Below are 23,001 nucleotides of genomic sequence, written 5' to 3'. Positions count from 1 at the left end.
AGACCATGGATGCGGTTTCTCCCACGATCATCAACCTGATCATCTTCGTGCTGGCGATCTACGTCGGCTACCACGTCGTCTGGACCGTGACGCCCGCGCTGCACACGCCGCTGATGGCGGTGACCAACGCGGTCTCGGCCATCGTCATCGTCGGCGCCATGCTGGCCGCCGCGCTGACCGAGACGACCGCCGGCAAGGCCTTCGGCACGCTGGCCGTGGCGCTGGCGGCGGTCAACGTCTTCGGCGGCTTCCTGGTCACGCGCCGGATGCTGGAGATGTTCAAGAAGAAGGACAAGAAGCCCGCAGCGGAAGGGAAGCACTGACATGAGCATGAACCTCGTCACCCTGCTGTACCTCGTCGCGAGCGTCTGCTTCATCCAGGCCCTGAAGGGCCTGTCGCACCCGACCACCTCGATCCGCGGCAACCTGTTCGGCATGATCGGCATGACGATCGCCGTGCTGACCACGGCCGCGCTGATCGTCAAGCTGGCGGGCAGCGCCGCCGGCATGAGCTACGTGCTGGCCGGCCTCGTCATCGGCGGCGGCCTCGGTGCCACGATGGCCAAGCGCGTCGAGATGACCAAGATGCCCGAGCTGGTCGCCTTCATGCACAGCATGATCGGCCTGGCGGCGGTCTTCATCGCGGTCGCGGCCGTGCTGGAACCGTGGGCCTTCTCGATCACCGAGAAGGGCGGCCTGATCCCCGGCGGCAACCGGATCGAGCTGGCGCTGGGCGCCTTCATCGGCGCGGTCACCTTCAGCGGTTCGGTCATCGCCTTCGGCAAGCTGAGCGGCAAGTACAAGTTCCGCCTGTTCCAGGGCGCGCCGGTTCAGTTCGCCGGCCAGCACAAGCTCAACGCCGCCCTGGGCATCGCCACGCTGGTGCTGCTGGTGGCCTTCTGGAGCGGCCAGAGCGTCGAGTCCTTCGCGCTGATCTGCGCGCTGGGCTTCGTGATGGGCGTGCTGATCATCATCCCGATCGGCGGTGCGGACATGCCGGTGGTCGTCTCGATGCTCAACAGCTACTCCGGCTGGGCGGCGGCGGGCATCGGCTTCTCGCTCAACAACTCGATGCTGATCATCGCGGGCTCGCTGGTCGGCAGCTCGGGCGCCATCCTCTCGTACATCATGTGCAAGGCGATGAACCGCTCGTTCTTCAACGTGATCCTGGGCGGCTTCGGCGGAGACGCCACGGCGGCCACGGCCGGTGCGCAGCAGCAGCGCAGCGTCAAGAGCGGCAGCGCCGACGACGCGGCCTTCATCCTGGGCAACGCCGAGACGGTGGTGATCGTGCCGGGCTACGGCCTGGCCGTCGCCCGCGCGCAGCACGCCGTCAAGGAACTGGCCGAGAAGCTCACGCACAAGGGCATCACGGTCAAGTACGCGATCCACCCGGTCGCCGGCCGCATGCCCGGTCACATGAACGTGCTGCTGGCCGAGGCCGAGGTGCCCTACGACCAGGTCTTCGAGATGGAGGACATCAACGGCGAGTTCGGTCAGGCCGACGTGGCGATCATCCTGGGCGCCAACGACGTGGTGAACCCCGCCGCGCTGACCAAGGGCACGCCGATCTACGGCATGCCGATCCTGGAGGCCTACAAGGCCAAGACCATCATCGTGAACAAGCGTTCGATGGCGGCCGGTTATGCCGGCCTGGACAACGAACTCTTCTACATGGACAAGACCATGATGGTCTTCGGCGACGCCAAGAAGGTGGTCGAGGACATGGTCAAGGCGGTCGAGTGACCGCTCGCCGCGCGCCGGCCCGAGGGCCGCGCGCAGGCGCTGTTCACACCCTGGAAGGCCGGCTCGATGCCGGCCTTTTTCATGCGCGCCTGAACCGGTCGACTCTTCAGGGCTAGGCGTAATACCCGGGAGTCCGGCTGTCAGTCGTCCGTCAGAATCGTGACCAGATCAGCCCATCCTTAGAAAATGACTCAGCAGCCCTGGCTTTCACACTACCCCGCCGGTGTCCCCGCCACGGTCGACCTGAACCAGTACACCTCGCTCGTCGAGCTGATGGAAGCGAGCTTCGCGCGCCACGCCGACAAGCCGGCCTACCGCTTCCTGGACCGCGACTTCCCGTACGCGCAGGTCGACCAGCTGTCGCGCCAGTTCGCGGCCTGGCTGCAGTCCGTCGGCATCGGTCAAGGCGACCGGGTCGCGCTGATGATGCCCAACGTGCCGCAATACCCGGTGGCGGTCGCCGGCGTGCTGCGGGCCGGTGCGGTGGTCGTCAACGTCAACCCGCTCTACACGCCGCGCGAGCTGGAGCACCAGCTCAAGGACTCGGGCGCCAAGGTCATCGTCATCCTCGAAAACTTCGCCCACACGCTGGAGCAGGTGCGCCGCACGGTGCCGCTGCAGCAGGTGGTGGTGGCGTCGATGGGCGAGCTGATGGGCTTCCCCAAGGGCCTGATCGTCGACCTGGTCGTGCGCCGCGTGAAGAAGCTCGTGCCGGCCTGGTCGCTGCCCGGCTCGCTGCGCTTCAAGGACGCGCTGTCGATCGGCGCGGCCCGCACGCTGCAGCCGGTCCACGTCGGCCCGGACGACATCGCCGCGCTGCAGTACACCGGCGGCACCACCGGTGTCAGCAAGGGCGCCGTGCTGCTGCACCGCAACCTGGTCGCCAACCTGCTGCAGAGCGAGGCCTGGTACCAGCCGGCCTTGAAGAAGGTGCCCGAAGGCGAGCAGATCGTGCAGGTCTGTGCGCTGCCGCTCTATCACATCTTCGGCTTCAACACGAACATGATGCTGGGCATGCGCATCGGCGCGTGCAACATCCTGATCCCCAATCCGCGTGACCTGCCGGCCGTCTTCAAGGCGCTGCAGGGCCAGCGCTTCCACACCTTCCCGGCGGTCAACACGCTGTTCATGGCGCTGGCCAACCACCCCGACTTCGGCACGGTCGACTGGAGCCACCTGAAGATCTCGGTGGGCGGTGGCATGGCGGTGCAGCAGGCGACGGCCAAGCTGTGGCTGGACAAGACCGGCTGCGCGATCTGCGAGGGCTACGGCCTGTCGGAGACCTCGCCGTCGCTGTCATGCAACCCCACCGACAGCACGCGCTACAGCGGCACCATCGGCCTGCCGCTGCCCGACACCGACATGCGCCTGCTCGACGACGACGGCCACCCGGTCGCCGCCGGCCAGCCCGGCGAGATCGCGGTCAAGGGCCCGCAGGTGATGGCCGGCTACTGGCAGCGTCCGGACGAGACCGCCAAGGTCATGACCGCCGACGGCTGGTTCCGCACCGGCGACGTCGGCGTGATGGACGAGCGCGGCTACTTCCGCATCGTCGACCGCAAGAAGGACATGATCCTGGTCTCGGGCTTCAACGTGTACCCCAACGAGATCGAGGATGTCCTGACGCTGATGCCCGGCGTGCTCGAATGCGCCGCGATCGGCGTGCCCGACGAGCGCACCGGCGAGGCCGTCAAGGTCGTGATCGTGCCGCGCAGCCCGGCCCTGGCCGAAGCCGACGTGCGGGCCTACTGCGAGCAGAACCTCACCGGCTACAAGCGGCCGCGGGTGATCGAGTTCCGCACCGAGCTGCCCAAGACACCGGTCGGCAAGGTGCTGCGACGCGAGCTGCGCGGCAAGCCGGCCCCTGCGCACGCAGCCGCACCCGCTGCGTCGACGACCGCCACGCCGGGCTGATCGGCCCGTTCCCGCCTGCTGGCGCAGCCGCCGCACAACGGCCGCGCCGGCTTCGTCCCTCCTGCCAACTGTCCTGTCGCCTGGATGGCCCGCATTGCGGCGAAACTGGCAAAGGGAGAAAAATCCGTCATGGCCGAATACTTTCGCAAGACCGAGCGAGGGCGCCGCGAGGTCCGCGAGCGCAGCCTCAACCTGTCGCGCACCGCCCGCAACCTGCTGCTGATCCTCGACAGCTCCAAGAGCCTGACGGCCTGGATCGACATGATCCAGGGCGCGACGCTGGCCGATGCGGTCGCCTTGCTGGAAGCGGGCCTGATCGAGTCGCCGCCGTCCGCCGACGATCGTCCGGCCCAGTTCGAGCCGACCGAGCCGATGGGCCACACCGGCTGGCAGGTGCCGTCGCAGTACGCCGGCCTGCGTGATCCCGCCGGTCGGCCGGTCCGGCCACCCGCAGCGACGCCGGCCATGCCCGCGACGCCTGCCGCGCCGGCCCGCCCCGCCGCCGCACCGGTCGGAGCCCGGGCCACCTCGGGCCTGGCCAGCGAGCCGATGGGCCTGGACCGGCTCGGCGGCGCGGCCCGCTCGCCCGGCGGCCCGCCGACGCTGCCGCCCGGCATGTCCGGCCGGGGTGACACGACGCCCGGCGGGCTGGATCCGCTGTCCCGCCCGGCCGGCCTGTCCGGCCCGTCCAGCCGCCCGCCGAGCGACTTCGCCGGCCTGGACACCTCGCCGATGCCCGAAGGCGCGCGCAACCTCGGCTACACCGAGCTGTACGACAGCCTGAACGCGCTGCTGCGCGAATCGCTGGGGCTGTTCCGCGGCTACCGCTACACGCTGCGCATCGAGAAGGCGCAGAACCTGGCCGAGCTGGAACAGGTCGCCCGCGACTTCATCGACGAGGTCCAGCGCGTGCGCGGCGAGAGCATGGCGCGCATGGTCCAGCGCGCGCTGGGCCTGGGCGGCTGAGGCGGCGGCATGACCCGCCCGACCGCCATCGTCGGCGCGATGCAGCAGGAACTCGCGGCGCTGCTGGCGCTGTGCGAGACCGACCGTGTCGTGCGGCTGGCCGGGCGCGACTTCCACGTCGGCCGCCTGCACGGGCATGAGGTCGTGCTGGTGCTGTGCGGCATCGGCAAGGTCGCCGCCGCCACGACCGCGACGCTGCTGGGCACGCATTTCGGCGCCGGGCGGCTGGTCTTCACCGGCGTGGCCGGCGGACTCGGTCCGGGCGTCAAGGTGGGCGACGTGGTGCTGGCCGACGCGCTGCTGCAGCACGACATGGACGCCTCGCCGCTGTTCCCGCGCCACGAGATCCCGCTGACCGGCCGCAGCCGTTTCGACACCGACCGCGCGCTGAACCTGGCGCTGGCGCGTTCGGTCCGGCAGGTGCTTGGACGCCCCGGCCACCTCGGCGCGGACGCCGCTGCGCTGGGCGTGACGAACCCGGCGCTGCACCGTGGCCTGGTCATCAGCGGCGACCGCTTCATCGGCGATGCGCATGCCAGCCTGGCCCTGCAGCAGGAGCTGCCCGACGCACTGGCCGTCGAGATGGAAGGCGCCGCGCTGGCCCAGGTGGCTCATGACCTGAGCCTGCCGTTCGCGGTGCTGCGCACGATCTCCGACCGCGCCGATGACAGCGCGCATGTCGACTTCCTGCGCTTCATCGAGGTCGTCGCGGCCCAGGTCAGCGCCGACGTGATCGGCCACTGGCTGGTCGATCCTTTTCCGGACATCGTGCCGGACGTCTCCCCTCATCCGCACACCTGACCCAGGAACGCCCATGACCGTCGAACGCCTGCGCCCCCACGTGAAGGACCTCGGCGGCGGCCTGACCGTGCGCCGCAGCCTGCCGGCGGCCAGCCGACAGGCGGTCGGTCCGTTCGTGTTCTTCGACCATTTCGGCCCGCTGCTGGTCGAACCGGAAGACCGCCACGACGTGCGCCCGCACCCGCACATTGGCCTGGCCACGGTCACCTACCTCTACGACGGCGCGATGGTCCACCGCGACTCGACCGGCGCGGTGCAGCGCATCGAGCCCGGCGCGATCAACTGGATGACGGCCGGGCGCGGCATCGTGCATTCCGAGCGTCGGCCGGACGATCTGGCCGGGCGCCACTACCGCCTGCACGGCCTGCAGCTGTGGGTCGCCCTGCCCGAGGCCGACGAGGCTTGCGAGCCGCAGTTCGCCCACACCGCCGCCGCCGACATCCCGCAGCACGAGACCTGCGGCGTGACGACGCGGGTGCTGGCGGGCTCGGCCTATGGGCTGGTGTCGCCGGTGCGCACGGCCTCGCCGACGTTGTTCCTCGATCACCGGCTGGAGCCACGCGGCCGGGTCGACCTGCCGGCACGCGAGCCCGGCATCGAGCAGGCGCTCTATGCCGTCGATGGCGAGGTGGAGGTGGTGTTCGACGACGACGGCCACGCCGAGCGGCTGGTCACCGGCGAGATGCTGGTGCTGCCCGAAGGCCGCAGCGCCCGGCTGTGCAGCGGCGCCGAGCCGGCGCGGGTCGCGCTGATCGGCGGCGCGCCTCTGGGCCGGCGCCTGCTGTGGTGGAACTTCGTCGCGACGCGGCGCGAGCTGATCGACGCGGCGTCGCAGGCCTGGTCGGACGACACGCTCGGCCGCGTGCCCGGCGAGACCGAGCGCATCCCGTTGCCCGAGCGCAAGCCCGGCTGACGGTTCACGGGCTGCCCCGGGGCCTCAGGACCGCAGGCCAGCGCCGGGCCGCTCCCAAGCGGCCTGCGCATCCCCTCGGGGGATCGACCGGCGTACCCGCCGATCGAGGGGCATCAGATCGCGCCTTCGACGCCGGCCTGGTGGGCTTGCTGGTCGGCGTGGTAGCTCGACCGCACCATCGCGCCGACGGCGGCATGGCTGAAGCCCATCTTGTAGGCCTCGTCCTCGAACATCTTGAAGGTGTCCGGGTGGACGTAGCGGCGCACCGGCAGGTGGTGGCCGCTGGGCGCGAGGTACTGGCCCAGCGTCAGCATGTCGACGTCATGGGCGCGCATGTCGCGCATCACGTCGAGGATCTCCTCGTCGGTCTCGCCCAGGCCGACCATCAGGCCGCTCTTGGTCGGCACGCCCGGCGCGAATTCCTTGAAGCGCTTGAGCAGGTTCAGGCTGAAGGCGTAGTCCGAGCCCGGGCGCGCTTCCTTGTACAGGCGCGGCACGGTCTCCATGTTGTGGTTCATGACGTCCGGCGGCGCGGCCTTGAGGATCTCCAGCGCGCGGTCCATGCGGCCGCGGAAGTCGGGCGTCAGGATCTCGATGCGGGTGGCCGGCGACAGCTCGCGGGTGCGCTGGATGCACTCGACGAAATGGCCGGCACCGCCGTCGCGCAGGTCGTCGCGGTCGACGCTGGTGATGACCACGTAGCTCAGCTTGAGCGCCGCGATGGTCTTGGCCAGGTTCAGCGGCTCGGCCGTGTCCAGCGGGTCCGGGCGGCCGTGGCCGACGTCGCAGAACGGGCAGCGGCGGGTGCACTTGTCGCCCATGATCATGAAGGTCGCCGTGCCCTTGCCGAAGCACTCGCCGATGTTCGGGCAGCTGGCTTCCTCGCAGACCGTGTGCAGCTTGTGCTCGCGCAGGATCTGCTTGATCTCGTAGAAGCGCGTCGTCGGGCTGCCCGCCTTCACGCGGATCCAGTCGGGCTTCTTCAGCGTCTCGGCCGCGACGACCTTGATGGGGATGCGCGCAGTCTTGGCCTGGGCCTTCTGCTTGGCGGTCGGGTCGTAGGCGGCAGGGGTCGACGGGATCGGGGAGGACGGCTGGTCGGTGGACATGTCGGAGGGGCGTTGCGGGCTGCCGGTGGGCAGCGGGGGCGGCTCAGGGTGCGAGCAGCGCCGCGAGTTGGTCGGCCAGTCGCCGGGCGGCATCCGGGACCTCGACGGCGACGCCGAGTTTAGCGAGGTCGACCGTCTGGAGCCCGGCGTAGCCGCAAGGGTTGATGCCGTCGAACGGCGCCAGATCCATCGCCACGTTGAGCGCCACGCCGTGGTAGGTGCGGTGGCGGCTGACCTTGATGCCGAGCGCGGAGATCTTGCCCAGGCCGCGGAACGGGTCGCGCGGATCGGCCGGGCCGGTCAGCGCGCGGTGGTCGAACGGGTCGTCCAGCCGCACGTAGATGCCGGGCGCGCCGCCGATGCGGTGGCCCGTCACGTTCCAGATCGCGAGGGTGCGGATGACCGCCTCCTCGATCCGGTAGACGTACTCCTTGACGTAGATGCCCAGGCGCTGAAGGTCGATCAGCGGGTAGGCCACGACCTGTCCGGGCCCGTGGTACGTCACCTGGCCGCCCCGGTTGGTCTGCACCACCGGGATGCCGGCGGGCGCCAGCACATGGTCGGCCTTTCCGGCCAGGCCCTGCGTGTAGACGGGGTCGTGTTCGCAGACCCAGATCTCGTCGGGCGTGGCCTCGGTGCGGGCCTCGGTCCAGGCGCGCATCTCGGCATAGGTGGGCTCGTAGGGCAGGCGGCCGCGGTGGCGGATGAGGGCTTCGGGCATGGCCCGGATTGTCGTGCGCGTCGACCAGGATGCACGGTCCGCGCAAGAATCGGCGGACCCGGGCGACAGAGGCCTGAACCCTGCCCTCGAACCTTCACAGGATCACCATGCCGCACCGCAGACTTCCCCTTGTCGCCGCCGTGGTCGCCGCCCTGCTCGGCGCGCCGCTGGCGCTGTCCACGCCGGCCGCCCGGGCTGCCGGCGCCAACGCGGCCGCCGCCGTCACCGACGGCAACGGCTTTGCGCCGCAGTCGCCGCTGCTGGCGGCCATCCTGGAATACCGCGCCGGCCATTTCGAGACCGCCGCCCGCGCCTTCACGACGCTGGCCCAGGCCGGCGAACCGGTGGCCATGCACGACCTGGCCGTGATGCACCTGCGCGGCGAGTTGCCCGATGCCAGCGTCGACCAGGCTCGGCAATGGCTGGAGAAGGCCGCGCGGCAGGGCTTCGTGACCTCCGTCCTGGCGCTGGCCGAACTGCACGAGAGCGGGCGGCTGGGCCGCAAGGATCCGGCCGGCGCCCTGCCCTGGCTGCAGGTCGCTGCCGAGGCCGGCCATGTGCAGGCACAGATCGACGTCGGATCGGCCCACTACCTGGGCCGCGGCACGGCGCGCGACGAACGTCAGGCCCTGCACTGGTACCGCGAGGCCGCCAAGGCCGGCGACATCGGTGCGCAGTACCTGACGGCCTCGATGTACGAGACGGGGCTGGGCACCGCCGTCGACGAGCGCCTGGCGCGTTACTGGTACGACCGCGCGGCCCGTCAGGGCGACCCGGTCGCCAAGCTCAAGCGCGCCGAACTGGACCGGCGGATGAAGGCCGGCGCCGAGCCTTGAACCACGCCACGGTGCCGCCCTTGGCCAGCCGGGCGGCGATCAGCACCGCCACGATCGCCGCGTAGACCAGCACCTCGCTCTCGCGATGCTTGGCCGCCCGCATCCACAGGAAATGCAGCAGGCCGAGCGCGATGACCGGCCAGACGAGCTGGTGCAGCGCCTGCCAGCGCGCTGCACCCAGCGCGCGGATGGCGCGGTTGAACGAGGTCAGCGCCAGCGGCAGCAGGCCGACGAAGGCGACGAAGCCGACCAGCGCGAACGGCCGCTTGTCGAGATCGCGCACGATCGCCGCCGCGTCGAAACCCATGTCCAGCCACGCATAGGACAGGAAGTGCAGCAGCGCATAGCCGAAGGCCGTCAGCCCGAGCATGCGACGCCAGCGCGCCAGCGCCGGCAGGCCGAACCACAGCCGCAGCGGCGTGATCGCCAGCGTGATGCACAACATCCGCAGCGTCCAGAGGCCGGTGCCGCGCAGCAGCGCCTCGGCCGGATTGGGCCCGAGGCTGTCGGCGGCGATGCCCCGGATCCAGCCCGCCAGCGGCAACAGGGCCAGGGCCAGCACCAGCGGCTTGACCCAGGGGCGCAACAGCCAGGCGGCGATCATCAGTAGTTCTTCTTGAGGTCCATGCCGGCGTAGAGCTGACCGACCTGGGCCTCGTAGCCGTTGAACATCAGCGTCGGGCGCTTCTTGGCGAACACGCCGTCCTCGCCGATGCGGCGCTCGGTCGCCTGGCTCCAGCGCGGGTGGTCCACGGCCGGGTTGACGTTCGAATAGAAGCCGTATTCCTGGGCCGCAGCCTTGACCCAGGCGGTCGCCGGCTGCTTCTCGACCAGGCGGATCCGGACGATCGACTTGGCGCCCTTGAAGCCGTACTTCCAGGGCACCACCAGACGCAGCGGCGCGCCGTTCTGGTTGGGCAGGACCTCGCCATACATGCCGAAGGCCATCAGCGTCAGCGGGTGCATCGCCTCGTCGAGCCGCAGGCCCTCGACATAGGGCCAGTCGAGCGTGCGCGAGCCGACAAAGGGCATCTGCTTCGGGTCGGCCAGCGTCACGAACTCGACGTACTTGGCATTGCCGCGCGGCTCGACCTTCTTCAGCAGCTCGGCCACCGACCAGCCGACCCACGGGATCACCATCGACCAGCCCTCGACGCAGCGCATGCGGTAGATGCGCTCCTCCATCGGCGCGAGCTTGAGCAGCGCGTCCAGGTCGAAGGTGCCGGGCTTGTTGCATTCGCCCTCGACCGTGACGGTCCAGGGCCGGGTGACGAGCTTCTGCGCGTTGCGGGCCGGATCGGCCTTGTCGGTGCCGAACTCGTAGTAGTTGTTGTAGCCGGCGGCGTTGTCGAACTCGGTGACCTTGTCCATCACGACCGCCCCGGCGACCGCGCTGCGGGCACCCGGCAACGCGGCGCGCTTGCCCGGCCGCGTCACCGTGCCGGCAGCGCCCTGGGCCAGCGCCGGCAGGCCGCTCAGCGCGGTCGCCCCGGCGGCGACGCCCAGGCCGGCCTGCTGCAGCCAGCGGCGCCGGTCGGCATACACGGCGGCGGGGGTGATCTCGCTGGACAGCGGATGGAGGTAGCCCATCGCGTGGGGGTTGCGTCGGACGGATGGCATGCGCGCTCCTGGGATCGTGGCGGGGGTTGTGCCGGCTCGGTCGGGCCTGCCCGGTCGATTCTTACAGCGGCGCCCGCAGCGGGTGTCCGGGCATGAAAAAAGCCGGTCCAGGACCGGCTTCTTCAGGGGGGCGAGGCTCGCTCAGTGCAGGCCGGCCATGTAGTCGGCGACGGCCTTGATCTCGCGGTCGTTCAACTTGGCGGCCACGCCGGTCATCTGCGCGTTGTTCTTGCGGATGCCGTCGCGGAAGGCCTTCAGCTGCGCCTCGGTGTAGTCGGCATGCTGGCCGGCAACACGCGGGTACTGGGCCGGGATGCCGGCACCGGTCGGGCTGTGGCAGCCGGCGCAGGCGGGGATGTTGCGGTCGGCGATGCCACCGCGGTAGATCTTCTCGCCCAGCACGACCAGGTCCTTGTTCTTCGCGAAGCCGGGCTTGGCCTGCTTGCTGGCGTAGAAGGCCGCGACGTTCTTCATGTCCTCATCGGACAGACCGGACGCGAAGCCCTTCATGATCGCGTTCTCGCGCTTGCCGGACTTGAATTCGGTCAGCTGCTTGACCAGGTAGGCCGCATGCTGGCCTTGCAGGATCGGATTGGCGGGCGAACCGCGCGAGCCGTCGGCGGTGTGGCAGGCGCCGCAGACCTGGCCCGAGATCGTCGCGCCCTTGGCGGGATCGACCTTGGCTGCTGCCGCTTCGTTGGCCTGCGCCGATGCGGCCAGGGTGACAGCGCAGATCAATGCGAGGAGCGACTTGGGCAGCGATTTCATGGTGGACAGGGCTATGAGATCCAAAACCCGACGATTTTACAATGGCCCCCATGAGCCCGACACCCAACCCCGCCGAAGGTGGCGCGGACGCCACGCGCGCCGCCCTGGCCTGGGCCCACACCGCACGCTTCCTCACCACCGCGAGCAAGCTCGAACAGCTGCCCGCGCACGACCTGCCGGAGATCGCCTTCGTGGGTCGATCGAATGCCGGCAAGTCCACCGCGATCAACACCCTGGCGCAGCAACGCCAGCTGGCCTTTGCCTCCAAGACGCCCGGCCGCACGCAGCACGTCAACCTGTTCGAGGTCGGCCCGAAGGACGCCCCGCACGCCTACTGGGCCGACCTGCCCGGCTATGGCTACGCGGCCGTCGAGCGGGCCGCCAAGCTGCGCTGGCAGGCCGTCATGGCCGATTACCTCGCGCTGCGGCGCAACCTCGGCGGGGTCGTCCAGATGGTCGACTCGCGCCACGGCTTCACCCAGCTCGACCGCCAGCTGCTGCAGTTCGTGCAGCCGCGCGTGGCCACCGGCGAAGTGCGGCTGCTGGTCGTGCTGACCAAGGCCGACAAGCTCAACCGCAAGGACGCCAGCGCCTCGCTGCGCAACGCCCAGGCGGTGCTCGGCGAGCTGGCCACCGAGGACTCCGACGTCGGCGTGACGCTGTTCTCGGCGCTGTCGAAGTCCGGCGTCGGCGAGGTCGCGCAGGTGCTGCAATCCTGGTGCCGGCCGCGTGAAGACGAGCCCGCCGAACCGACACCGGAAGAAGCCATCCCGCCCGATGCCTGACGACCACGACAAGCCTGCCGCCCCTGTGCCGGCACCCCTGCGCCGTCGACCGCAGATGGTCGACATCGCCCGCCTGGCCGGCGTCTCCGTCGCGACCGTCTCGCGGGCGCTGAACGGGCATCCGGAGATCAGCGCGGCGACCCGCGAGCGCATCGCCGAGCTGGCCCGCAGCCTCAACTACACCGTCAACGCGGGCGCCAAGAACCTGCGCACCAAGGGCAACCGGACCGTCGCGGTCGTGGTGCCGCGCGACCCCGCCGCGCCGCAGCCGATCAGCGATCCGTTCCTGCTGGCGATGATCGGCCGGCTGGCCGATGCGCTGACCAGCCGCGGCTACGACATGCTGCTGTCGCGCACGCCGGCCGACCAGATCGCCGCGCTGCACGCCTCGGGCACGGCGGTGGGCATCGTCCAGCTGGGCCAGTGGCACGACACCGGTTCGCTCGAAGCCGCTGCCCGCGCCGGCGTGCCGCTGGTGGTCTGGGGGGCGCCGCTGCCCGACATCGGCTACTGCTGCGTCGGCTGCGACAACCGCGAAGGCGGCCGGCTGGCCACCGCCCACCTGCTGGACCAGGGCCGCCGCCACATCGCCTTCATCGGCGACCTGTCCACGCCCGAGCCGGCCGAACGCTGGCTGGGCTACCGGGACGCGCTGGAGGCCTGCGGCCTGACGCCGGCCCCGGCCCTGCATCTGACCGAGACGACCGACCTGGCGCACACCCGCACGACGGTGCAGACGCTGCTGGATACGGGCACGCCGATCGACGGCATCGTCTGCTGCAGCGACATCCTGGCGATCGCGGCGATGTCCGCCGTGCGGGCCCACGGCCTGCGCGTGCCCGAGGACGTCGCCGTCACCGGCTATGACGACATCAGCTGGGCCAGCCACGCCGAACCGCCGTTGACGACGGTGCGCCAGCCAATCGAGCCGGCCGCCGACGCGCTGGTCGCCGCGCTGATGCAGCAGGCCGCCGGCGAAGCCACCGCCAGCATCGTGCTGCCGGTCGAGCTGGTGGTGCGGCGCAGCTCGGCGGCCTGACGCCGGGCGTTCAAGCGGGTTGAACCGCGTTCAGGGCCGACCCAGCCGCAGGAACAGGCCCGGGCTGCCCTGCGGCGCCCAGGTCGCGCCGAAATAGAGCGGCCCCAGCCCCGTATCGGCGCCGAGGAAGGCGCTGCTGCCCGGGCGCAGCTGGCGCAGGTCGGCCGACGCGGCATCGCGCCACGCATTGCCGGCCTCCAGCGTGGCACCCGCGAAGAAGCCGCGCGTCAGCACCGGCTGGGTGTTCAGCCGCAACGTCCACGTCAGCCGCGCCAGCAGCGTCGCGTTGCCGTCGAGCTGGTCGACGGCATACCCCGACAGGTTGTGGAAGCCGCCCAGCGTGTAGGCCTGCCGGCCCAGCAGCGGGCTCTGGCTGGCCTGGCGCCAGCGCAGTCCGGCGTCGACCGTGTGCGCGCCCCGGCTGACGACCCGCTGGCCGTCGAGCTCCAGACGCCGGTAGCTTTCGGTCCGGTCGTCGACCCCTTCCGGCCGCAGCAGCCGTCGCCCCGCCTCCGCCTGCAGCCGCACGCGGTAGCCGCTGCGCGGGAAGCTGACGTGGTCGAGCTGGTCGACCAGCAGCTGCGCGCGCAGGCCGCGTTCGCGGGTGCGTTCACGCTCGTCGCGGGTCGTGGCGGATGCCGCGCCATCGCGCGTCAGCTCGGCGATCTCCAGCTCGCGCAGGCTGGCCAGGCCGATGCGCCATTCGCCCAGCGGGCCGAGCGTGCGGCCGACATCCAGCCCGAACCGGCCGGCCGTTCGGGCATGGCGGGCGACCAGCACGGCGGCGGCGCTGTCCTGCTCGGGCGCGATCGGCTGGTAGACGTCCAGCCGGCGGCGTTCCAGTTCGATCTGCAGCGCCGTGAAGGCCTGTGCGCCGCTGGCCGAGACGCTGCCCAGCGGCTGGTAGAGCTCGCTGAACCAGCGCGGCACCGAGCCGATCTGGGCCCGGTTGCGCCATTCCGTGCCGCTGCTGCTAAGCCAGTGGCGGTTGTGGCCAAGCTTGAGGTTGAAGTCGCCCCGGCCGGCGAAATCACTCGCCATCTCCAGCCCGAGCCGGAAGTAGTCCGGCCCCCACGGCTTCTCGACCAGCGAGAACACCAGCCCGGTGCCGGCCGGCAGGTCCTCCAGCCGGTAGTCGGCATGCAGGTAGTCGCCGGTGGCCGACAGCGTTCGCGTGTCGGCCTCGACCCGGTCGAGGTCGAAGGCCAGCCCGGGCCGGCTCGCCAGCGCATCGGCCTGCTGCTGCGGCTGGCTGACATCGGCGCCCTCGAACCGCAAGCTGGTGATCGGTGCGGCGACCGGCTCGGGCCGTTGCCGCCGGGCCTGCAGCGCCAGCCAGCGCTCGTCGGGCAAGGCCAGCGCGAGCAGCTGCGGCCAGGCGGCGTTCGCGGCTTCCCGGCCGCGCGCGATCAGCTCGCGCGAACGGCCGAAGTCGGCCGAGGTCAAGGCGCCCAGCGCCGGCGCCACCAGCACGTCCTGGCCCGGTCGCAGCGTGGCCAGCGAGCGCTGCACGTTCTGCTCGGTCAGGATGTTGATCATCTGCGCCGTCAGCCCGACCACCGTGCCGAGCGACTCGCGCCCGGCCAGCGGCGTGCCGACGTTGACGGCGATGACGACATCGGCGCCGCGCCGACGCGCCACGTCGACCGGCAGGTTGTCGACCAGCCCGCCATCGCCGAGCAGCCGGCCCTGCACGTCCGAGGGCGGGAAGACGCCAGGAACGGACATGCTCGCGCGCAGTGCCTGGGCCAGGTCGCCTCGGTCGAAGACCACGGCCGAACCGGACTCCATGTCGGTCGCGACAGCCCGGAACGGGATCGGCAGGCGGTCGAAATCGGACACGCCCCGGACCGCCAGCGTGTGTCGCCGCAGCAGCAGTTCAAGGCCCCGGCTGGAGACTGGACCGAGCGGCAGCATCGGCGTGCCGTCACGCGCCAGGCCGATCTCGAGCGCAGGCGAGATCTCCTGGTCCTCGTCCTTGCGACGCGGCGGCAGCGACTCGCGGGGCAGGCGGTTGGCGAACAGCGCCTCCCAGTCCAGCCCCTGCAGCACCTGTTCGAGCTGGTCGGCCGACAGGCCCGAGGCCCGCAGCCCGCCGATGATGGCGCCCATCGACGTGCCGGCGATCAGGTCGACGGGGATGCGGCGCTCCTCCAGCACCTGCAGCACGCCGACATGGGCCAGCCCGCGCGCGCCGCCGCCCGACAGGACCAGTCCGACGCAGGGCCGGAGTCCGCGCGCCAGGCCGCAGTCCGCCAGCGGCGGGCCAGCGGCCCGGCCGGTCGGCCCCGTCTGGCCGGCCGCAGCCAGGCTGATGAAGATCAGGGCCAGCAGTCCGCCAGCCCGGCCTGTCGTCGATCGTCGCCATCGCATCGGGCCATTCTGCCGGCCCGGCTCACATCCTCGGATGCGCGACGCGGTCGCCGACCCGCTCGGCGCCGACCGCGCAAGCGATGCACAGGTCCGCTTCCGGACGGACCTGCAGGCGCGCCCACGCGATGGCGTCGCCGCACTGCCCGCAACGGCCGAAGCCGGGCCCGTCGAGCCGCGCCAGCGCCGCCATCACCTGCGCTAGCTCGACGCGCAGCTGGTCGGACTGCGCCAGGTCGACCTCGCGGTCAGCGTCACGCTGCGGCGCGTCGTCGCCGTCCTGGGCCAGCAGGTCGGCGGCATGGGCGACACGGCCGTCGCCGGCCTCGTGCAGGCGCAACTCGGCCAGCAGGCGCTCGCGGCGCTGCTCCAGCACGTGGCGCAAGGTCAGTCGCTGCGCGACATCCAGATGCCCGGTCTGCGGCGGCGCGACGTGGAAGCTCGGGTCGGGATGACGGCGGACGGTGTTCATGGCGTTCTCCGGTGGTTGACCCATGCTCTCGCGCCCCGGCAGTGCCGGGCTTGACGCCGCGCAAGGTGGACGGTGCGGACCGGTGATCAGGGGGGCAGCCCGCGCAGGGGCGATCCCTAGAATCCGCGCGCCGCCCAGGCCCCTGCCGACGCAGCCCTTCAGACGCAACCCATCCACCGCAGCCCTCCTCCGCATGACCGCACCCGATCGCCCACCGACCATGCCCGTCGCCGGACTGCCCGACGCGGTCGCCGCCCGGCTCGGCCATGACGCCACGCTGCGGGTCGACGGCGGTGGCGACTGGCCCGCCTCGGTCGACGTGCTGGTGGTGGGCGCCGGACCGGCCGGCAGTGCCTGCGCGATCGAGCTGGCGCGCGCCGGGCGATCGGTGCTGCTGGTCGACCAGCACGACTTCCCGCGCGACAAGGTCTGCGGCGAAGGGTTGATCCCCGATGCCCACGCCGCGCTCGCGCACCTGGGCGTGCTCGATGCGGTCATGGCGCGGGCCCAGGGCGTCGCGCACGTGCGCTGCGTCGCGCCGCGCGGCGGCCAGGTCGACGTGCCGGGCCGGCTCGCGGTGCTGCCGCGCCAGGTGCTGGACACGCTGCTGGTGCAGCAGGCGCAACGCTGCGGCGCGAGGGTGCGCACGCCGTGGAAGTTCGACGGCCTGATCGAGTCCGACGGCCGCGTGCGCGGGGCCCGGCTGCGTTCACCCGGCAGTGCGGGCGAGACCCGCGAGGTCGCCACCCGCTGGGTCGTCATGGCCACCGGCGCGGCCGTGCCGGCGCTGATCAAGGCCGACCTGTGCGAGCGCCGCACCCCCACCGGCGTGGCGCTGCGGGTGCATGTGCACGCGCCCGACCTGGCGCAGCGGCTGACGACGATGGACGTGGTCTGGCACCGCGCGCTGCGGCCCGGCTATGGCTGGATCTTTCCGTGTGGCGACGGCCTGTTCAACATCGGCGTCGGCGCCTTCTTCCAGCGCGGCGAGAGCGGCGACGGCACCAACCTGCACGAGCTGTTCGACGCCTTCGTGCGGGTCCACCCACCGGCCCGCGAGCTGATGCAGCAGGCCCGCTGGCGCGGCGACACCAAGGGCGCCCCGCTGCGCTGCACGCTGCGTGGCGCGCGCCTGGGTCGACCGGGCGTGCTGGCCACCGGCGAGGCGATCGGCTCGACCTACGACTTCAGCGGCGAAGGCATCGGCAAGGCGATGGAGACGGGCATGCTGGCCGCCGCCTGCATCCGCGACGACGGCACCGATGCGCAGGCCGATGCCGACGTGCTGGGCCGCTACCAGGCCGCCGTGGCCGCGCTGCAGCCGCGCTTCGATCTCTACGAGAAGGCCAACCAGGTCAACCATCACCCCTGGCTGGCCGATCTGGTGATCTGGCGGGCCCGCCGCAGCGCTGCGGTGCTGCGGCGCATGAGCGGCGTGCTGGAGGAGACCAGCAACCCCGGCAACCTGCTGTCGCTCAAGGGCCTGGCGCGGCTGTTCACCCTGCGCTGACGGGATCCATCGCCATGTGCCAACTGCTCGGCCTCAACGCCAACACGCCCACCGACCTGGTCTTCAGCTTCACCGGCTTCGCGCAGCGGGCGGTCGAGCACAAGGACGGTTTCGGCATCGCCTTCTTCGAGGGCAAGGGCGTGCGCCTGTTCGTCGACCACCAGAGCGCGACCGAGTCGCCGGTGGCGAAGATGGTGCAGCACTACCCGATCCGCAGCCGCCACATCCTGGCCCACATCCGCAAGGCCACGCAGGGCGTCGTCGCGCTGGAGAACACCCACCCGTTCCAGCGCGAGCTGTGGGGCCGCTACTGGGTCTTCGCGCACAACGGCAACCTGGTCGACTTCCACCCGAAGCTGCATGCCGCCTTTCACCCGGTCGGATCGACCGACAGCGAACGCGCGTTCTGCTGGCTGATGCAGGAGCTGGCCAAGAACCACGCCTCGCTGCCCAGCATCGCCCACCTGAGCGAGACGCTGGCCGAGCTGGTGCCGCGCATCACGCGCCACGGCACCTTCAACTTCCTGCTCAGCCACGGCGAGGCGCTGTGGGCGCATTGTTCGACCCGGCTGCACTACGTCGAGCGCCGTCACCCGTTCGCGCAGGCGCAGCTGCAGGACGAGGACCTGACCGTGGATTTCGCCACGCAGACCACGCCGGACGACCGCGTGGCCATCGTCGTCACCGAACCGCTGACCCGCGACGAGGCCTGGCAGGCGCTGCAGCCGGGCGAGCTCGCCACCTTCGTCGACGGCTGCCGGGTGCGCTGACAGGCGAGCGACACGCGCCGATTCGACAGGTTCCGGCAGTTCAACCCCGTCGAGCGGGGCCCGGGCGACGTTTCCCGTCAGTCTGTCTGACGTTTTGCGTCAGTCTTGCAATGACCCATTTCAGACCCGATCCCGGCCCGTGATCGGCGACACATTCGCTGCATGGCACGGCTCCTGCGTTTTCAGATCAGGCTGGGTTCAGGGTCTTGCCAGGATCCTCCAGCCTTCAAGAGGGAGCCGGGAGATGAAGAAATTCCGCTGGTCCGACTGGGCGGCTGCTGCCGCGCTGGTCATCGCACTGGGCGCCTTTGCCGGCGCCGAGAGCCCCGAACAGGGTGTCGTCACCGCGCAGCTGCGCTGACGGCCGACACCCCGGCGCCGAAGCCGTCCGACGGTCTCGGCGCCTGTCATTCAAGTCCCGCCCGGCCCCCCGCCGGTGCGTCGACGAACCCCGCCGCCGCGCGAGCCTCACCCCGGCGCGGCGACGGTCGAAGAACTACTTTGCGTCTCCTCGACAGAGTAGCCTTCGGGACTGGGTGAGGTCCCAGGGGGGCGGGCAAGCCGGGCAAGAGAGAGCGAGCGTCCGGAGCACCTGTCCCGTCCCCCTTCTTTTTTCGTGCCCGGGCCGATCCGTCCCGAACGCACGGTGCAGCGCAGCATCCCCCGGTCGACTGGGCCCTTCGAGGCGACAATCGCGCCCGTTTTCAACGCGGCCGGCGCCGCCGTCCCGACACCGGAGTGACCATGCCTGCCCTGATCTGCGGCTCCCTAGCCTTCGACACGATCGCCACCTTTCCCGGCCGCTTCGCCGATCAGATCCTGCCGGATCACATCCACATCCTGAACACCTCGTTCCTCGTGCCTTCGCTGCGACGCGAGTTCGGCGGCTGCGCCGGCAACATCGCCTACTCGCTGAAGAAACTCGGCGGCGAGCCGCTGCCGATGGCCACCGTCGGCGCCGACGGCGACGTCTACCTGGCGCGCCTGCGCGACCTGGAGATCGACGCCCGCCACGTCGCGCTGCTGCCCGAGTGCTACTCGGCCCAGTGCCACATCACGACCGACCGCGACAACAACCAGATCACCGCCTTCCACCCCGGCGCGATGGAACATGCGGTGCGGCTGGTGATCCCCAACCCGCGCGGCGACATCGCCATCGGCATCATCGCGCCCGATGGCCGCGACGCCATGCTGCGCCACGCCGAACAGATGGCCGAGGCCGGCATCCCCTTCGTCTTCGATCCGGGCCAGGGCCTGCCGCTGTTCAACGGCGACGAGCTGCGCCACTTCGTCGAGCTGGCGACCTGGGTGGCCGTCAACGACTACGAGGGCCGCATGCTGTGCGACCGCACCGGCTCGGACCTCGCCACGCTGTCGCGCTCGCACCTGAATGGCCTGGTCGTGACGCTGGGCCATGAGGGCTGCGACGTCTGGGTCGACGGCCAGGTGACCCGCGTGGCCGGCGTGCAGGCCGAAGCCGTGGTCGACCCGACCGGCTGCGGCGACGCCTTCCGCGCCGCGCTGCTCTACGGCCTGGAACGCGGCTGGGACCTGGTCCGCTGCGTCGAGCTGGGCAACCGCGTCGGCGCGATCAAGATCGCTGCGGCCGGCACCCAGAACCACGTGCTGGACCCGGTCGCGCTGGGCCTCGTCGCGGCCTGAGGCCCCAGGCCGCACCGCCCGTGGACGTCGTCTTCAGCCTCGTCGGCGTGCTCGGCCTGGTCGCCGGGCTGGTGCTGGTGATGCTGGCCAGCTGGGACCGCCAGCGCGCCCGCCGCACGGTCATCGAGACCGAGACCGAGCTGCGCATCTCGCGCGAGGCGGCCGCGCGCCAGCTGCTGGAGCTGCGCAAGCGTCTGGCGGAGGCCGAATCGGATCAGGCCCACATCGCCAGCCTGCAGGACGAGGTGCGGCGCCTGCGCGAGAAGAACCGGCAGCTGCGGGCCGCCTATGCACCGCACGAGCCCGAGACCGGCACGGGCCGTCTCGTGGCGGGGCCGGCGACGGGGCTGGCGGCATCGGAATCGTCCAACCCTCACACACCCCCACAGGACTCGCCGGAACGCAGCCAGGGCCGCCTGGAAGGCGCCAGCGGGGCGGCCGGACCCGACGCCTGAAGCGGCGTCAGGCCGATCGATCAGGCATCCGCCGCCGGCAGGTCCGGTACCCCGGCCGTTCGCAGGTCGGCCAGCCAGCGCCGCACCGCCGCCGCATCGGCCTGGGCATGCAGGCGCTTGCGTCGGCTGGTCTGGCCCTGCACCAGCTCGACCGCCCGCTGCGGCACGCCCAGCGACCGCGCCAGCCACGTCTGCAAGGCCTCGTTGGCGGCCCCGTCGACCGGCGGCGCAGCCAGCCGCACCCGCAAGGCACCGTCATGCAGGCCGACGGCCTCGGTGCGGCTGGCGTTGGGCACCACCGCGACATCGACCAGCACGCCGCCGGCCTGCGGCCAGTTCAGGAAGCTGGCCACGACGACGTCCGCGGACGGGGCGGCAGGTCGGGCGGGAGGGCTGGATCGCCGGTTCATGCGCAAGGCTCGGGTCGAAAGGCACGGACGAAAAAAAGCCCGGAACAGGTCCGGGCCGGATCGGGCCACCACCGCCGTGGGTCGCAAGACCCGCACGGCGGCCGGTGGCTGGATCAGGGCTTGTCGCCGGTCGGGAAGGGCCAGGCCGCTTGAGGGCTCAGCGTGGTCTTCGCCGCAGGGGCTGCAGGCGCCGCAGGGGCAGCAGGCGCAGGGGCCGCTTTCTTGGCTGCCTTCTTCGCTGCGGCCTTCTTGGCGGCCGCCTTCTTCGCGGGAGCCTTGGCAGGCGCCGCAGCCTTCTTTGCCGCAGCGGCCTTCTTGGCCGGGGCCTTGGCAGGCGCCTTGGCCGGGGCCGCAGCCGCCTTCTTGGCCGGCGCCGCTGCCTTCTTGACCGCAGCCGCCTTCTTGGCAGGTGCCTTGGCCGGCGCAGCAGCCTTCTTCGCAGCGGCCTTCTTCGCCGGAGCGGCAGCCGCCTTCTTGGCCGGAGCCGCCTTCTTCAGCGCGGGCTTCGGTGCCGCAGCAGCCTTCTTCGCCGGTGCCTTGGCCGGAGCCTTGGCGGGCGCAGCCTTCTTCGCAGCGGCCTTCTTGGCCGGAGCCGGTGCCGCCTTCTTGGCCGGTGCAGCCGCCTTCTTCGCCGGTGCGGCGGCCTTCTTGGCGGGGGCCGCAGCCTTCTTCGCCGGGGCTGCCTTCTTCGCTGCAGCCTTCTTCGCAGTTGCCATGTGAATCTCCTTGATCAGGTTGACGGGACATGCGGTCCGATGAACCGCATGATCCACAGAGCCCGGGTCATTCTTGCGCCGACCTCGGGTGCCGGGGATGTGTTCAGGCGCGACAGGCCTTCAAGCCTGCCGCGCCCACTCGGGTCGGACCCTCGTCAACGGATCGCGGCTTCACCGGCGAGCGGCCGGCGCGGCGATCGGTCAGTCCCAGGACAGCGCACCGCCGGACTGGTACTCGATGACGCGGGTCTCGAAGAAATTGCGCTCCTTCTTCAGGTCGATCATTTCGCTCATCCACGGGAACGGGTTTTCCTCGTTCGGGAAGAGCTCGTCGAGGCCGATCTGCGTGGCCCGCCGATTGGCGATGTAGCGCAGGTAGCCCTTGAACATCGAGGCGTTGAGGCCCAGCACGCCGCGCGGCATGGTGTCCTCGGCATAGCGGTACTCCAGCTCGACCGCCTTCATGAACAAGGCCTTGATCTCGGCCTTGAACGACGTCGTCCACAGCTGCGGGTTCTCGAGCTTGATCGCGTTGATCAGGTCGATGCCGAAGTTGCAGTGCATCGACTCGTCGCGAAGGATGTACTGGTACTGCTCGGCCGCGCCGGTCATCTTGTTCTGCCGGCCCAGCGCGAGGATCTGCGTGAAGCCGACGTAGAAGAACAGGCCCTCCATCAGGCAGGCGAAGACGATCAGGCTCTTGAGCAGGGTCTGGTCGTTCTCGAGCGTGCCGGTCTTGAAGGCCGGGTCCATGATCGCGTCGATGAAGGGGATCAGGAACTCGTCCTTGTCGCGGATCGACGCGACCTCGTGGTACGCGTTGAAGATCTCGCCTTCGTCCAGCCCCAGCGACTCGACGATGTACTGGTAGGCATGCGTGTGGATCGCTTCCTCGAAGGCCTGACGCAGCAGGAACTGGCGGCACTCGGGCGCGGTGATGTGGCGATAGGTGCCCAGCGTGATGTTGTTGGCCGCCAGCGAATCGGCGGTCACGAAGAACCCGAGGTTGCGCTTGATGAGGCGGCGCTCGTCATCGGTCAGGCCGTTCGGATCCTTCCACGTCGCGATGTCGCGCGACATGTTGATCTCCTGCGGCATCCAGTGGTTGGCACAGGTCGCGAGGTACTTGTCCCAGGCCCACTTGTACTTGAACGGGACCAGCTGGTTGACGTCGGTCTGGCCGTTGATGATGCGCTTGTCGGCGATGTTGACGCGGCGGCCGGAGTCGCCCGATTCATGGGTCGCGGCCGTCGATGCACGCGCACTCGGCAGGCCGACCGCAGCGTGCGGCAGTGACGAGGGCTGCATCGAAGCGTCACGCGGAACGTTCGATGGATACGGGGTCGCCGACGAGGGCGTGGGGCGCGGAGTGTCTTCCCAGACGAGCATGTCTGACTTCCTGATGACGTGAATTATCT

23 protein-coding genes are annotated in these 23,001 nt (G+C 70.7%); 13 read left to right on the top strand and 10 right to left on the bottom strand.

Annotated elements, in window-relative coordinates; translation table 11 throughout:
• Positions 1-5: 5 nt before the first annotated feature.
• The 6 genes from ACWA7K_RS20700 to ACWA7K_RS20675 all read left to right on the top strand — a co-directional run bounded on the left by ACWA7K_RS20700 (position 6) and on the right by ACWA7K_RS20675 (position 6,340).
• A complete protein-coding gene (locus ACWA7K_RS20700) occupies positions 6-323 on the top strand; it encodes an NAD(P) transhydrogenase subunit alpha (RefSeq protein ID WP_456163845.1) in 318 nt (105 codons plus the stop codon).
• Between the two features lies 1 nt (position 324).
• Positions 325-1,746, top strand: a complete 1,422-nt coding sequence (locus ACWA7K_RS20695; protein ID WP_456163843.1) for an NAD(P)(+) transhydrogenase (Re/Si-specific) subunit beta — start codon at positions 325-327, stop codon at positions 1,744-1,746.
• A 186-nt stretch (positions 1,747-1,932) separates the two neighbouring features.
• Complete coding sequence (locus ACWA7K_RS20690) at positions 1,933-3,660, top strand: long-chain-fatty-acid--CoA ligase (protein ID WP_456163841.1); 1,728 nt, start codon at positions 1,933-1,935, stop codon at positions 3,658-3,660.
• A gap of 129 nt (positions 3,661-3,789) precedes the next feature.
• Positions 3,790-4,626: a hypothetical protein gene (locus tag ACWA7K_RS20685; RefSeq protein WP_456163839.1), complete on the top strand. Its 837-nt coding sequence runs from the start codon at positions 3,790-3,792 to the stop codon at positions 4,624-4,626.
• A gap of 9 nt (positions 4,627-4,635) precedes the next feature.
• Entirely contained in the window at positions 4,636-5,427 is a 792-nt protein-coding gene (locus ACWA7K_RS20680; RefSeq protein WP_456163837.1) for a 5'-methylthioadenosine/adenosylhomocysteine nucleosidase, read from the top strand.
• Positions 5,428-5,440: 13 nt separating this feature from the next.
• Positions 5,441-6,340, top strand: coding sequence for a pirin family protein (locus ACWA7K_RS20675; RefSeq protein ID WP_456163835.1), 900 nt, complete (start codon positions 5,441-5,443; stop codon positions 6,338-6,340).
• A gap of 113 nt (positions 6,341-6,453) precedes the next feature.
• On the opposite strand, the gene lipA is transcribed toward ACWA7K_RS20675, so the two are convergent.
• Complete coding sequence (lipA, locus tag ACWA7K_RS20670; RefSeq protein WP_456163833.1) at positions 6,454-7,449, bottom strand: lipoyl synthase; 996 nt, start codon at positions 7,447-7,449, stop codon at positions 6,454-6,456.
• A 43-nt stretch (positions 7,450-7,492) separates the two neighbouring features.
• Positions 7,493-8,170, bottom strand: a complete 678-nt coding sequence (lipB, locus tag ACWA7K_RS20665; protein ID WP_456163831.1) for a lipoyl(octanoyl) transferase LipB — start codon at positions 8,168-8,170, stop codon at positions 7,493-7,495.
• Between the two features lie 107 nt (positions 8,171-8,277).
• On the opposite strand from lipB, the gene ACWA7K_RS20660 reads away from it, so the two are divergent.
• Positions 8,278-9,006, top strand: coding sequence for a tetratricopeptide repeat protein (locus ACWA7K_RS20660; RefSeq protein ID WP_456163829.1), 729 nt, complete (start codon positions 8,278-8,280; stop codon positions 9,004-9,006).
• Here the strand turns inward: ACWA7K_RS20660 and ACWA7K_RS20655 are convergent.
• From ACWA7K_RS20655 to ACWA7K_RS20645, 3 genes are all read right to left on the bottom strand, one after another.
• The gene (locus ACWA7K_RS20655) at positions 8,957-9,610 is read right to left on the bottom strand and encodes a sulfite oxidase heme-binding subunit YedZ (RefSeq protein ID WP_456163827.1); all 654 of its coding nucleotides are present in this window, start codon (positions 9,608-9,610) and stop codon (positions 8,957-8,959) included. The genes ACWA7K_RS20660 and ACWA7K_RS20655 overlap by 50 nt on opposite strands.
• The gene (msrP, locus tag ACWA7K_RS20650) at positions 9,610-10,626 is read right to left on the bottom strand and encodes a protein-methionine-sulfoxide reductase catalytic subunit MsrP (protein ID WP_456163825.1); all 1,017 of its coding nucleotides are present in this window, start codon (positions 10,624-10,626) and stop codon (positions 9,610-9,612) included. Before msrP ends, ACWA7K_RS20655 begins: the two co-directional genes overlap by 1 nt.
• A gap of 141 nt (positions 10,627-10,767) precedes the next feature.
• Positions 10,768-11,394, bottom strand: a complete 627-nt coding sequence (locus ACWA7K_RS20645) for a c-type cytochrome (protein WP_456163823.1) — start codon at positions 11,392-11,394, stop codon at positions 10,768-10,770.
• A gap of 50 nt (positions 11,395-11,444) precedes the next feature.
• Here ACWA7K_RS20645 and yihA point away from each other — a divergent pair, with 50 nt between their 5' ends.
• Positions 11,445-12,179, top strand: a complete 735-nt coding sequence (yihA, locus tag ACWA7K_RS20640; protein ID WP_456163821.1) for a ribosome biogenesis GTP-binding protein YihA/YsxC — start codon at positions 11,445-11,447, stop codon at positions 12,177-12,179.
• Positions 12,172-13,218 (top strand): LacI family DNA-binding transcriptional regulator, encoded by a 1,047-nt coding sequence (locus ACWA7K_RS20635; protein WP_456163819.1) that lies wholly within the window; start codon positions 12,172-12,174, stop codon positions 13,216-13,218. Before yihA ends, ACWA7K_RS20635 begins: the two co-directional genes overlap by 8 nt.
• Before the next feature lie 30 nt (positions 13,219-13,248).
• Here ACWA7K_RS20635 and ACWA7K_RS20630 read toward each other — a convergent pair whose 3' ends face one another.
• Positions 13,249-15,591, bottom strand: a complete 2,343-nt coding sequence (locus ACWA7K_RS20630; protein ID WP_456163817.1) for a patatin-like phospholipase family protein — start codon at positions 15,589-15,591, stop codon at positions 13,249-13,251.
• A gap of 22 nt (positions 15,592-15,613) precedes the next feature.
• Complete coding sequence (locus tag ACWA7K_RS20625) at positions 15,614-16,060, bottom strand: TraR/DksA family transcriptional regulator (RefSeq protein ID WP_456163815.1); 447 nt, start codon at positions 16,058-16,060, stop codon at positions 15,614-15,616.
• A 193-nt stretch (positions 16,061-16,253) separates the two neighbouring features.
• On the opposite strand from ACWA7K_RS20625, the gene ACWA7K_RS20620 reads away from it, so the two are divergent.
• The 4 genes from ACWA7K_RS20620 (at position 16,254) to ACWA7K_RS20605 (ending at position 20,457) form a co-directional block, all read left to right on the top strand.
• Entirely contained in the window at positions 16,254-17,570 is a 1,317-nt protein-coding gene (locus ACWA7K_RS20620) for a geranylgeranyl reductase family protein (protein ID WP_456163813.1), read from the top strand.
• Between the two features lie 14 nt (positions 17,571-17,584).
• Positions 17,585-18,340, top strand: coding sequence for a class II glutamine amidotransferase (locus ACWA7K_RS20615; RefSeq protein ID WP_456163811.1), 756 nt, complete (start codon positions 17,585-17,587; stop codon positions 18,338-18,340).
• A 744-nt stretch (positions 18,341-19,084) separates the two neighbouring features.
• Positions 19,085-20,002 carry a carbohydrate kinase family protein gene (locus ACWA7K_RS20610; protein WP_456163809.1) on the top strand — a complete coding sequence of 306 codons (918 nt, stop codon included), beginning with the start codon at positions 19,085-19,087 and terminating at the stop codon, positions 20,000-20,002.
• Positions 20,003-20,022: 20 nt separating this feature from the next.
• Positions 20,023-20,457, top strand: a complete 435-nt coding sequence (locus ACWA7K_RS20605) for a hypothetical protein (RefSeq protein ID WP_456163807.1) — start codon at positions 20,023-20,025, stop codon at positions 20,455-20,457.
• 20 nt (positions 20,458-20,477) lie between these two features.
• Here the strand turns inward: ACWA7K_RS20605 and ACWA7K_RS20600 are convergent, their stop codons facing one another.
• The 3 genes from ACWA7K_RS20600 to ACWA7K_RS20590 form a co-directional block, all read right to left on the bottom strand.
• A complete protein-coding gene (locus ACWA7K_RS20600) occupies positions 20,478-20,810 on the bottom strand; it encodes a DUF167 domain-containing protein (RefSeq protein ID WP_456163806.1) in 333 nt (110 codons plus the stop codon).
• A 170-nt stretch (positions 20,811-20,980) separates the two neighbouring features.
• Complete coding sequence (locus ACWA7K_RS20595; RefSeq protein WP_456163804.1) at positions 20,981-21,583, bottom strand: histone; 603 nt, start codon at positions 21,581-21,583, stop codon at positions 20,981-20,983.
• Positions 21,584-21,784: 201 nt separating this feature from the next.
• Positions 21,785-22,972, bottom strand: a complete 1,188-nt coding sequence (locus ACWA7K_RS20590) for a ribonucleotide-diphosphate reductase subunit beta (protein ID WP_456163802.1) — start codon at positions 22,970-22,972, stop codon at positions 21,785-21,787.
• Between the last annotated feature and the right edge of the window lie 29 nt (positions 22,973-23,001).

It is taken from the genome of Leptothrix mechoopdaensis (SeqCode) (genome assembly GCF_053893855.1).
Note: the sequence above shows the minus strand (reverse complement) of the source record. Positions and strands in the feature narration are given on the sequence as shown.